Genomic DNA, 11,877 nt, shown 5'->3' with positions numbered 1-11,877 from the left:
ATGCTTTCGGACAAAGACCGCATCTTCACGAATATCTACGGCCATCACGACTGGGGTCTCCAGGGCGCGCTGAAGCGCGGCTCGTGGGATGGTACCAAGACCATCATCGAGGCCGGTCGTGACTGGATCGTCGACCAGATGAAGGCCTCGGGCCTGCGCGGCCGTGGCGGCGCCGGTTTTCCGACGGGCCTGAAGTGGTCGTTCATGCCCAAGCAGAACGACGGCCGGCCGCACTACCTCGTCGTCAACGCCGACGAATCCGAGCCCGGCACCTGCAAGGATCGCGAGATCCTGCGGCATGATCCGCACCATCTCGTCGAGGGCTGCCTGATCGCCGGCTTCGCGATGGGCGCCCATGCGGCCTACATCTACGTTCGCGGCGAGTTCATCCGCGAGCGCGAGCATCTGCAGGCGGCGATCGACCAGGCCTACGAAGCGCGCCTGATCGGCAAGAACAACGTCCATGGCTGGGACATGGACATCTATGTCGCCCATGGCGCCGGCGCCTATATCTGCGGCGAAGAGACGGCGCTGCTCGAGAGCCTGGAAGGCAAGAAGGGCCAGCCGCGCCTGAAGCCGCCGTTCCCGGCCAATGTCGGCCTCTATGGCTGCCCGACGACCGTCAACAACGTCGAGAGCATCGCCGTCGCCCCGACCATCTTGCGTCGCGGCCCGTCGTGGTTCTCGTCGATCGGTCGTCCGAATAATGTCGGCACCAAGCTGTTCGGCATCTCCGGCCATGTGAACACCCCCTGCATCGTCGAAGAGGCGATGGGCATCCCGTTCAAGGAATTGATCGAGAAGCACGGCGGCGGCGTTCGCGGCGGCTGGGAAAACCTGAAGGCGATCATCCCCGGCGGCGCTTCCTGCCCGATCATTCCGGCCGAGCAGTGCGAAGACCTGATCATGGACTTCGACGGCACGCGCGCCGTGAAGTCGAGCTTCGGCACCGCCGGCGTGCTCGTCATGGACAAGTCGACCGACGTCATCCGCGCCATCGCCCGCATCGCTTACTTCTTCAAGCATGAGAGCTGCGGCCAGTGCACGCCGTGCCGCGAAGGCACCGGCTGGATGTGGCGCGTGATCGACCGTATGGCGCGCGGCGAAGCCGAGAAGCGCGAAATCGACATGCTCCTGCAGGTCACGACCCAGGTCGAGGGCCACACGATCTGCGCGCTCGGCGACGCCGCTGCATGGCCCATCCAGGGCCTGATCCGGCATTTCCGGCCCGAGATCGAGGAGCGCATCGACCTCTATTCCCGCAACCCCCGGCCGATCGAACGGCAGATGCTGGAAGCGGCGGAGTAAACCATGGCCAAGATCATCGTTGACGGCATCGAAGTCGACGTTCCGCCGGACTATACGCTGCTGCAGGCGGCCGAGGCCGCCGGTGCCGAGGTGCCGCGTTTCTGCTTCCACGAGCGGCTGTCGATCGCCGGCAATTGCCGCATGTGCCTCGTCGAGGTGAAGGGCGGCCCGCCGAAGCCGACCGCCTCCTGCGCCATGAACGTGCGCGACCTGCGTCCGGGCCCGAACGGCGAGCCGCCGGTCATGCTTACCAAGTCGCCCATGGTGAAGAAGGCACGCGAAGGCGTGATGGAATTCCTGCTGATCAACCACCCGCTGGATTGCCCGATCTGCGATCAGGGCGGCGAGTGCGATCTGCAGGACCAGGCGATGGCCTATGGCGTCGACAAGAACCGCTTCGCCGAGAACAAGCGCGCCGTCGAGGACAAGTACATCGGCCCGCTCGTCAAGACGGTGATGAACCGCTGCATCCATTGCACGCGTTGCGTCCGCTTCACGACGGAAGTCGCCGGCATCTCCGAGCTCGGCCTGATCGGCCGCGGCGAGGACGCCGAGATCACGACCTATCTCGAGAAGGCGCTATCGTCGGAGCTGCAGGGCAACGTCATCGACCTCTGCCCGGTCGGTGCGCTGACCTCGAAGCCGTTCGCCTTCACGGCCCGTCCGTGGGAACTGAACAAGACCGAGTCGATCGACGTCATGGACGCCGTCGGTTCGAACATCCGCGTCGACGTGCGCGGCCGCGAAGTGATGCGCGTGCTGCCCCGCCTCAACGAGGCCGTCAACGAGGAATGGATCTCCGACAAGACCCGCTTCATCTGGGACGGCCTGCGCACGCAGCGTCTCGATCGCCCGTATCTGCGCGTCGACGGCCGGCTCAAGGCTGTGTCGTGGGGCGAGGCCTTCGCGGCGATCTCCGGCAAGGTCAAGGCAACCGAGGGCTCGAAGATCGGCGCCATCGCCGGTGATCTCGCGGCCGTCGAGGAGCTCTATGCTCTGAAGGCGCTGATCAACTCGCTCGGCTCGGCCAACCTTGACGCGCGCCAGGATGGCGCCGCGCTCGATCCGTCGCTCGGCCGCGGCAGCTACCTCTTCAACCCGACCATCGCCGGCATCGAGCAGGCGGATGCGATCCTGATCGTCGGCGCCAATCCTCGCAAGGAAGCGTCGGTGCTGAACGCCCGCATCCGCAAGCGCTGGCGCGCGGGTGGCGTCAAGATCGGCGTCATCGGCGAAGCGGTCGATCTGACCTATCCGCACGAGTATCTGGGCGCTGGCCCGGAGACGCTGGCCGAGATCGTTGCCGGCAAGGGCGCCTTCGGCGAGATCCTCGCCAATGCCAAGCGGCCGATCGTGATCGTCGGGCAGGGCGCGCTCGCCCGCGAGGACGGCAAGGCGGTTCTCGCGGCGGCTGCCAAGATCGCCTCGGCTCCTGGCCGCGACGAGGGCTGGAACGGCCTCGCCGTGCTGCATAATGCAGCGGCGCGCGTCGGTGCGCTCGACGTCGGCTTCGTGCCGGGCGCGGGTGGCCTCGATGTCGCCGGCATGCTGGACGCGGCTGGGCAGGGCACGCTCGACGTAGTCTTCCTGCTCGGCGCCGACGAGATCGACACGGCCCGCCTCGGCTCGGCCTTCGTCGTCTATATCGGCACGCATGGCGACGCCGGCGCGCACCGCGCCGACGTGATCCTGCCGTCCGCCGCCTACACCGAGAAGTCGGGCACCTTCGTCAACACCGAGGGACGCGTGCAGGTCGCCAACCGGGCGGGCTTCCCGCCGGGCGATGCCCGCGAGGACTGGGCGATCCTTCGCGCCCTTTCCGACATCCTCGGCCACAGGCTGCCGTTCGACTCGCTCGGCGAACTGCGCAAGGCGCTCTATGCGGCGCACCCGCATCTCGCCGCCGTCGACACGGTCCGCGCGGCCGATTTCGCCGACGTGGCGGCGCTGGCCTCGGCCGGCGGCGCGCTCGGAAAGGCGGCCTTCGCCAATCCGATCCATGATTTCTACCTGACCAACCCGATCGCACGCGCTTCGGCCACCATGGCGGAATGCTCGGCGCTCGCCGCTGGCCAGCTTGCCGCGGCTGCGGAGTGAGGCGGGAATGAACGGCTTCGTCGAAAACTACCTCATCCCCGGCGCGATCATGGTGGGCCAGAGCCTGCTCGTGCTCGTGCTGCTGCTGGTCTTCATCGCCTACATCCTGCTCGCCGACCGCAAGATCTGGGCGGCCGTGCAGATGCGTCGCGGCCCCAACGTCGTCGGCGCCTTCGGCCTGTTCCAGTCCTTCGCTGACCTTCTGAAGTTCGTGCTGAAGGAACCCGTCATTCCGTCGGGCGCCAACAAGGGCATCTTCCTGCTCGCGCCGCTCGTCACCGTGACGCTGGCGCTCGCCGGCTGGGCGGTGATCCCGTTCAATGCGGGCTGGGTGATCGCCAACATCAATGTCGGCATCCTCTACCTGCTGGCGATCTCGTCGCTCGGCGTCTACGGCATCATCATGGGTGGCTGGGCGTCGAACTCGAAGTACCCGTTCCTGTCGTCGCTGCGCGCCGCCGCGCAGATGGTCTCCTATGAAGTCTCGATCGGCTTCGTCCTGGTGACCGTGCTGCTCTGCGTCGGCTCGCTCAACATCTCCGACGTGGTGACGTCGCAGCAGACCGGCCTCGGCACCAAGCTCGGCCTGCCGGGCAGCTTCCTGGACTGGTACTGGCTGGCGCTGCTGCCGATGTTCGTCATCTTCTTCGTCTCGGCGCTGGCCGAGACGAACCGCCCGCCCTTCGACCTGGTCGAGGCGGAGTCCGAGCTCGTCGCCGGCTTCATGTCGGAATATGGCTCGACGCCGTACATGATGTTCATGCTCGGCGAGTATGCGTCGATCTGCCTGATGTGCGCGATGACGACGATCCTGTTCCTCGGAGGCTGGTTGCCGCCGGTGAACGTCGCGCCCTTCACCTGGGTGCCGGGCATCGTCTGGTTCGTGCTGAAGGCAACCATGGTCTTCTTCATGTTCGCCATGGCGAAGGCCATCGTTCCGCGCTACCGCTACGACCAGCTGATGCGGCTGGGCTGGAAGGTCTTCCTGCCGATCTCGCTTGGCATGGTCGTGCTGGTGGCCGCCGTTCTGCAGATTATGGGATGGGCACCGTGATGCGCCTCGACCAAACCGCCAAGTCGATCTTCCTCTCCGAGTTCGTCTCGGCCTTCTTCCTGGCGATGCGTTATTTCTTCGCGCCGAAGAAGACCGTGAACTACCCGTTCGAAAAGGGCGCGCTCAGCCCGCGCTTCCGCGGCGAGCATGCGCTCCGCCGCTACCCGAACGGCGAAGAGCGCTGCATCGCGTGCAAGCTGTGCGAGGCGATCTGCCCCGCCCAGGCCATCACCATCGAGGCGGGTCCGCGCCGCAATGACGGCACCCGCCGCACGACGCGCTACGACATCGACATGGTGAAGTGCATCTATTGCGGCTTCTGCCAGGAAGCGTGTCCGGTCGACGCCATCGTCGAGGGGCCGAATTTCGAATTCGCGACGGAGACGCGCGAGGAGCTCTACTACGACAAGGAAAAGCTTCTCGCGAATGGCGACCGGTGGGAGCGCGAGATCGCGCAGAATATCAGCATGGACGCGCCCTACCGCTAGGTAGAACGTGGTTCCGACGCAAATTGGGAGGGACGCCGCGGTGCGCCGCGATGTCCAAGGGCACGGATCATGATCCTGCATACCATCATCTTCTATCTGTTCTCCGGCATCACCATCGCGTCCGCGCTGATGGTGATCTCGTCGCGCAATCCCGTGCACTCGGTGCTCTTCCTCATCCTCGCCTTCTTCAACGCGGCCGGCCTCTTCGTGATGCTCGGCGCGGAGTTCCTGGCGATGCTGCTGGTTGTGGTCTATGTCGGCGCGGTGGCGGTGCTGTTCCTGTTCGTCGTCATGATGCTCGACGTCGACTTCGCCGAGCTGCGGCAGGGCTTCCTGCAGTATCTGCCGATCGGCGCGCTGATCGGTGTCGTGCTGCTGGCGGAACTCGTGATCGTGCTGAGCGGCTGGGCCTTCGCGCCCGAGGTCCTCGCCAATCCGGTCCGGCCCATCCCCGACATCGCGCAGGTGACCAACACCGAGGCGATCGGGCGGCTGCTCTATACCGACTACATCTTCTTCTTCCAGACGGCCGGCTTCGTGCTGCTGGTGGCGATGATCGGCGCGATCGTGCTGACGCTCCGCCACAAGCCGCGGGTCAAGCGGCAGGTGATCGCCGATCAGGTCGCGCGGACGCAGAAGGTCGAGCTGCACTCCGTCGAGCCCGGCAAGGGCATCTGAGCGAGAGACGAGGAAAACACCATGGTAATCGGTCTCTCCCACTATCTGACGGTCGCGGCGATCCTGTTCACGCTGGGCGTCTTCGGCATCTTCCTGAACCGGAAGAACGTCATCGTCATCCTGATGTCGGTCGAGCTGATCCTGCTCGCCGTGAACCTCAATCTCGTGACCTTCTCGTCCTTCCTCGGCGATCTGGTCGGCCAGATCTTCGCGCTGCTGGTGCTCACCGTCGCCGCCGCCGAGGCTGCGATCGGACTTGCCATCCTCGTCGTCTACTTCCGTAACCGCGGGTCGATCGCGGTGGAAGACATCAACATGATGAAGGGCTGAGGCCTGCTATGTATTCAGCCATCGTCTTCCTCCCGCTTCTCGGCGCCATCCTCGCCGGCATCATCGCGCTGCGGGGCAGCTACTCCGCCGCCATGGTGGGCGCTCCCAAGGAGAGCCTCGCCGACGCGCATGACGATCATGCGCATGGCCACCACGGTCATGATGATCACGGCCACGAACATCATGGCCATGACGACCATGGTCACGACGACCACGGGCATGACCACCACGCCGCGGCGCCGGGTTCCCGCCCGGCCGAGCTGATCACGACCGGCCTGCTGCTCGTCTCGGCGGTGCTGTCCTGGATCGCCTTCCTGACGATCGGCTCGCCCGAAGGCGAGACGGTCCGGGTCAAGGTGCTGCCCTGGATCGCCTCCGGCACGCTCTCGTTCGACTGGGCGCTGCGCATCGACACGCTGACGGCCATGATGCTGGTCGTCGTCACGACGGTTTCCTCGCTCGTCCATGTGTACTCGATCGGCTACATGAGCCATGACGAGCACCGGCCGCGCTTCTTCGCCTACCTGTCGCTCTTCACCTTCGCCATGCTGATGCTGGTGACGTCGGACAACCTGTTCCAGATGTTCTTCGGCTGGGAAGGCGTCGGTCTGGCCTCGTATCTGCTGATCGGCTTCTGGTTCAAGCGTCCGTCGGCCAACGCCGCCGCCATCAAGGCGTTCGTCGTCAACCGCGTCGGCGACTTCGGCTTCGCGCTCGGCATCTTCTCGATCTTCGTGATGTTCGGCTCGGTCGACTTCGACACGATCTTCGCCAACACGAGCAGCGTCGCCGGCCACACGATCCACTTCCTGTCGTGGGACCTCGATGCGCTGACGGTGATCTGCATCCTTCTGTTCATCGGTGCGATGGGCAAGTCGGCGCAGTTCCTGCTGCACACCTGGCTGCCGGACGCGATGGAGGGCCCGACCCCGGTTTCGGCACTCATCCACGCTGCCACCATGGTGACCGCCGGCGTGTTCATGGTCGCCCGCATGTCGCCGCTGTTCGAGCTGGCCCCGACCGCGCTCACCGTCGTCACCTTCTTCGGCGCGACCACGGCGTTCTTCGCCGCGACGGTCGGCCTGGTGCAGAACGACATCAAGCGCGTCATCGCCTACTCGACCTGTTCGCAGCTCGGCTACATGTTCGTCGCGCTCGGCGTCGGCGCCTATGGCGCGGGCGTGTTCCACCTCTTCACGCACGCCTTCTTCAAGGCGCTCCTGTTCCTCGGCGCCGGCTCGGTGATCCATGCCGTCTCGGGCGAGCAGGACATGCGCAAGATGGGCGGCCTCTGGAAGAAGATCCCCGTCACCTACTGGACGATGGTGATCGGTACGCTGGCGCTGACCGGCTTCCCGCTGACGGCCGGCTACTATTCGAAGGACGCGATCATCGAGAGCGCCTTCGTCGGCCACAATGCCTTCTCCGGCTACGCCTTCGTGCTGGTGGTCGCTGCCGCGCTGATGACGTCGTTCTACTCCTGGCGCCTGATCTTCATGACCTTCCATGGCAAGCCGCGCGCTTCGGAAGAGGTCATGAGCCATGTGCATGAATCGCCGCCGGTGATGACGATCCCGCTCTACGTGCTGTCGATCGGCGCGCTGTTCGCCGGCATGGTTTTCGCCAACCGGTTCATCGGCGAGGGCTACAACGAGTTCTGGAAGGGCGCCCTGTTCACCGGTCCGGAAAACCACATCCTGCACGAGATGCACGGTGTGCCGGCCCTGGTGAAGTACTCGCCCTTCATCATGATGCTGGTCGGCTTCCTGGTGGCGTACTGGTTCTACATCCGGTCGCCCGAGACGCCGAAGCGCCTCGCCGCCGAGCAGCCGGTGCTCTACCGCTTCCTGCTCAACAAGTGGTACTTCGACGAGATCTACGACTTCCTGTTCGTGCGCCCCGCCAAGTGGCTCGGCCGTTTCCTCTGGAAGAAGGGCGATGGCTGGCTCATCGACGGCTTCGGGCCGGACGGTGTCTCCGCGCGCGTCGTCGACGTCACCAATCGGGTTGTCCGGCTGCAGTCCGGCTACGTGTACCACTATGCCTTTGCCATGCTGATCGGCGTCGCTGCGCTGGTCACGTGGATGATGTTCGCGGGTTGAGGGGTTTTAGATGACTGACTGGCCGATCCTCTCGACCGTTACCTTCCTGCCAACGGTCGGCGCGCTCCTGATCCTGCTCGTCCGCGGCGATGACGCCGCGGCGCGGCGCAACGTCTACTGGATCGCTCTCTGGACCACGATCGTCACCTTCCTGGTGTCGCTCCTGATCTGGATCGACTTCGATAGCACCAATGCCGGCTTCCAGTTCGTCGAGCGTACCAACTGGCTCGGCGGCAGCATCTCGTACTCGATGGGCGTCGACGGCATCTCGATGCTGTTCGTCATCCTGACGACCTTCCTGATGCCGATCTGCATCGTGGCCTCGAAGTACTCGGTGAAGAAGCGCTTCGCCGAATACATGGTCGCGTTCCTGATCCTCGAGACGCTGATGATCGGCGTGTTCTGCGCTACCGACCTGCTGCTCTTCTACGTCTTCTTTGAAGGCGGCCTGATCCCGATGTTCCTGATCATCGGCATCTGGGGTGGCCAGCGGCGCGTCTACGCGGCGTTCAAGTTCTTCCTCTACACGCTGCTCGGTTCGGTGCTGATGCTGCTCGCCATCATGGCGATGTACATCCAGGCCGGCACGACGGACATCCCGACGCTGCTGCAGTTCCAGTTCCCTGCCTCGATGCAGACCTGGCTCTGGATCGCCTTCTTCGCCTCCTTCGCGGTGAAGATGCCGATGTGGCCGGTGCACACCTGGCTTCCCGACGCGCACGTCGAGGCGCCGACGGCGGGCTCGGTCATCCTGGCGGGCGTTCTGCTGAAGATGGGCGGCTACGGCTTCCTGCGCTTCTCGCTGCCGATGTTCCCGATCGCCTCGGCCGACTTCGCGCCGTTCATCTACACGCTCTCGGTCATTGCCATCATCTACACCTCGCTGGTGGCGCTGATGCAGCAGGACATGAAGAAGCTGATCGCCTATTCGTCGGTCGCCCACATGGGCTACGTCACGATGGGCATCTTCGCGATGAACCCGCAGGGCGTCGAAGGCGCGATCTTCCAGATGCTGTCGCACGGCATCGTCTCCGGCGCGCTCTTCCTCTGCGTCGGCGTGATCTACGACCGCATGCACACCCGCGAGATCGCGGCCTATGGCGGCCTCGTCAACCGGATGCCGTTCTACGCCTTCGCCTTCCTCGTCTTCACGATGGCGAATGTCGGCCTGCCGGGCACCAGCGGCTTCGTCGGCGAGTTCCTGACCCTGATCGGCATCTTCCGTGTCAACACCTGGGTCGCGGCCTTCGCCACCAGCGGCGTCATCCTGTCGGCGAGCTACGCGCTGTGGCTCTACCGCAAGGTGATCTTCGGCGTGCTCGACAAGGCTTCGCTCAAGTCGATGTTCGATCTGTCGCGTCGCGAGGTCGCCATCCTCGTGCCGCTGATCGTGCTGACGATCTTCTTCGGCGTCTATCCGACCCCCGTCTTCAACGTGACGGGGCAGGCGGTCGACAATCTGATTACAAACTATCAGGCCGCGCTCTCTGCTGCCGGCAAGCTCGCGCTGGCGGCGCAGTGAGGAACACGGACGGATCATGATGGACCTCGCTACGCTTCCCTCACTCACCCCGTTCCTGCCGGAACTGGTCCTGGCCGTCGGCGCCCTCGTGCTGCTGATGATCGGTGCCTTCGGCGGCGAGCGCGCGACGCCGCTCGTCACCACGCTGGCGGTGCTGCTCGTCGCGGTCGCCGGCCTGGTCCTGCTCTTCAAGGCCGAGGACGGCGCCACCTTCGGCGGCGCCTTCGTGCTCGATCCGTTCGCCCGCTTCATGAAGGTGCTGGCGCTGATCGGCTCCGGCTTCGCGATCGTGATGTCGGTGAACTACTCGAAGCGGGAGAAGATTGCCCGTTTCGAGTATCCGGTGCTGATCCTGCTCGCCACCGTCGGCATGATGCTGATGATCTCGGCGAACGACCTGATCGCCGTCTATCTCGGCCTCGAGCTGCAGTCGCTCGCGCTCTATGTCGTCGCGGCGAGCAACCGCGATTCCGTGAAGTCGACGGAAGCGGGCCTGAAGTACTTCGTCCTCGGCGCGCTGTCCTCGGGCATGCTGCTCTACGGCATGTCGCTGATCTACGGCTTCACCGGCCACACCCAGTTCCAGGGCATCGCCACGACGCTCTCGAACGGCCCGATCGCCATCGGCGTCGTGTTCGGCCTGGTGTTCGTCATCGCCGGCATCGCCTTCAAGGTTTCGGCCGTGCCGTTCCACATGTGGACGCCGGACGTCTATGAAGGCGCGCCGACCCCGGTGACGGCGTTCTTCGCCGCCGCTCCGAAGGCGGCCGCCATGGCGCTGTTCGTCCGCGTGCTGATCGGGTCGCTCGGCCCGGCGGCCTCGGACTGGCAGCAGGTGATCACCTTCATCGCCATCGCCTCGATGATCCTCGGCGCCTTCGCCGCGATCGGCCAGCGCAACATCAAGCGCCTGATGGCCTATTCGTCGATCGGCCACATGGGCTTCGCGCTCGTCGGTCTCGCCGCGGGCAACCAGGCCGGCGTGCAGGGCATCATCCTGTACATGGCGATCTACGTCGCCATGACGCTCGGCGCCTTCGCCGTCATCCTGTTCATGCGCCGCAAGGGCCAGATGGTCGAGGAGATCAACGATCTCGCCGGTCTGTCGCGCTCGCATCCGGTGATCGCGTTCATCTTCGCCATGATCCTGTTCTCGCTGGCGGGCATCCCGCCGCTGGCCGGCTTCTTCGCGAAGTGGTACGTCTTCCTGGCGGCGATCGAGGCGCATCTCTACGTGCTGGCCGTCATCGGCGTGCTGTCGAGCGTTGTGGGCGCCTACTACTACCTGCGCATCGTCAAGATCATGTATTTCGACGAGCCCGCGGGCGCCTTCGAGCCGATGACCGGCGAGCTTCGCTTCGTTCTCGGCCTCTCCGGCGTCTTCGTCATCCTCTTCGTCTTCTTCGCCGGCCCGATCGGCCAGGCGGCGAGCGTCGCGGCCAAGACCTTCTTCTGATTGATGGAGTTCAAGCTCGGCCGGGTCGCAAACGAAAGCCAGTACCGCCTCAGATCGTATGAGGCGGCTGGCTCGACGAATGCAGAGGCTCTGGCAGCGGCGCGCGCGGGTGACCCTGGGCGCTGCTGGTTCGTGACGGCGCAACAGACAGCGGGCAGGGGCCGCAGAGGCCGCCCGTGGGCGACGCCGGTCGGCAACCTCGCGGCCAGCCTGCTGGTCGTGGTGCCGAACAATCCCGCGACGGCCGCCACGCTCGGCTTTGCCGCCGGGCTGGCGCTGGACGAGGCGCTCCGCGCCATCGCGCCGGACCTGATCCTGCGGGTCGGCCTCGATGGTTTCGAGGGGCAGGGCGAGGCGGGACGACGCGATCGGCTGCGCCTCAAATGGCCGAATGACGTCCTCCTCGATGGTGGCAAGCTCGCGGGCATCCTGCTCGAGGCGGAGCCATTGCCGGACGGGCGCCTCGCGGTCGTGATCGGCATTGGTGTGAATGTCGTCGCGGCGCCGGAAGGCTTGCCATATCCTGCGACATCGCTGGCCGGATTAGGCGTCGGCATCGATGCGCCGCATGTCTTCGCGGCGCTGTCCGATTCCTGGGCGAGCGTGGCGCGCGTCTGGGACGAGGGGCAGGGGTTCAAGTCGATCCGGCGTCTTTGGCTTGATCGCGCGGCCGGGCTTGGGGAAGCGGTCGTCGTGCGGGTGGGAGAGCAGAGTTTCTCGGGCGTGTTCGAGACGATCGACGAGGAAGGCCGGCTCGTCATGCGTTCTCCCGAGGGTTTGGTTAGGACCATCGCCGCCGGCGAGGTTCATTTCGGTTCAGTGGCGACGTCGAGAAAATGAGC

General features: G+C 65.2%; 10 protein-coding genes. All 10 read left to right on the top strand.

The window, feature by feature from the left end; genetic code table 11:
• The 10 genes from nuoF to AC6HZP_RS14000 all read left to right on the top strand — a co-directional run bounded on the left by nuoF (nucleotide 1) and on the right by AC6HZP_RS14000 (nucleotide 11,875).
• A complete protein-coding gene (gene nuoF, locus AC6HZP_RS14045; protein WP_497523367.1) occupies nucleotides 1-1,308 on the top strand; it encodes an NADH-quinone oxidoreductase subunit NuoF in 1,308 nt (435 codons plus the stop codon).
• Between the two features lie 3 nt (nucleotides 1,309-1,311).
• On the top strand, nucleotides 1,312-3,405 hold the full coding sequence (gene nuoG / locus AC6HZP_RS14040) for an NADH-quinone oxidoreductase subunit NuoG (RefSeq protein ID WP_497523366.1): 2,094 nt from the start codon (nucleotides 1,312-1,314) through the stop codon (nucleotides 3,403-3,405).
• 7 nt (nucleotides 3,406-3,412) lie between these two features.
• Complete coding sequence (nuoH, locus tag AC6HZP_RS14035) at nucleotides 3,413-4,459, top strand: NADH-quinone oxidoreductase subunit NuoH (RefSeq protein WP_497523365.1); 1,047 nt, start codon at nucleotides 3,413-3,415, stop codon at nucleotides 4,457-4,459.
• On the top strand, nucleotides 4,459-4,947 hold the full coding sequence (gene nuoI, locus AC6HZP_RS14030; RefSeq protein WP_201404136.1) for an NADH-quinone oxidoreductase subunit NuoI: 489 nt from the start codon (nucleotides 4,459-4,461) through the stop codon (nucleotides 4,945-4,947). The genes nuoH and nuoI overlap by 1 nt, the downstream gene beginning before the upstream one ends.
• A gap of 69 nt (nucleotides 4,948-5,016) precedes the next feature.
• The gene (locus AC6HZP_RS14025; RefSeq protein WP_497523364.1) at nucleotides 5,017-5,625 is read left to right on the top strand and encodes an NADH-quinone oxidoreductase subunit J; all 609 of its coding nucleotides are present in this window, start codon (nucleotides 5,017-5,019) and stop codon (nucleotides 5,623-5,625) included.
• Between the two features lie 21 nt (nucleotides 5,626-5,646).
• Nucleotides 5,647-5,955, top strand: a complete 309-nt coding sequence (gene nuoK / locus AC6HZP_RS14020; protein WP_201404134.1) for an NADH-quinone oxidoreductase subunit NuoK — start codon at nucleotides 5,647-5,649, stop codon at nucleotides 5,953-5,955.
• Nucleotides 5,956-5,963: 8 nt separating this feature from the next.
• A complete protein-coding gene (gene nuoL / locus AC6HZP_RS14015) occupies nucleotides 5,964-8,057 on the top strand; it encodes an NADH-quinone oxidoreductase subunit L (RefSeq protein ID WP_497523363.1) in 2,094 nt (697 codons plus the stop codon).
• 10 nt (nucleotides 8,058-8,067) lie between these two features.
• Nucleotides 8,068-9,579, top strand: coding sequence for an NADH-quinone oxidoreductase subunit M (locus AC6HZP_RS14010; RefSeq protein ID WP_201404132.1), 1,512 nt, complete (start codon nucleotides 8,068-8,070; stop codon nucleotides 9,577-9,579).
• 16 nt (nucleotides 9,580-9,595) lie between these two features.
• A complete protein-coding gene (gene nuoN, locus AC6HZP_RS14005) occupies nucleotides 9,596-11,035 on the top strand; it encodes an NADH-quinone oxidoreductase subunit NuoN (RefSeq protein WP_497523362.1) in 1,440 nt (479 codons plus the stop codon).
• A gap of 3 nt (nucleotides 11,036-11,038) precedes the next feature.
• Complete coding sequence (locus tag AC6HZP_RS14000; RefSeq protein ID WP_201404468.1) at nucleotides 11,039-11,875, top strand: biotin--[acetyl-CoA-carboxylase] ligase; 837 nt, start codon at nucleotides 11,039-11,041, stop codon at nucleotides 11,873-11,875.
• The last annotated feature ends 2 nt before the right edge of the window (nucleotides 11,876-11,877 follow it).

This window comes from Kaistia sp. SLG-1, assembly GCF_059699055.1.
The sequence above is the reverse complement of the archived record's forward strand: the minus strand, read 5'-3'. Positions and strand labels throughout refer to the sequence as shown.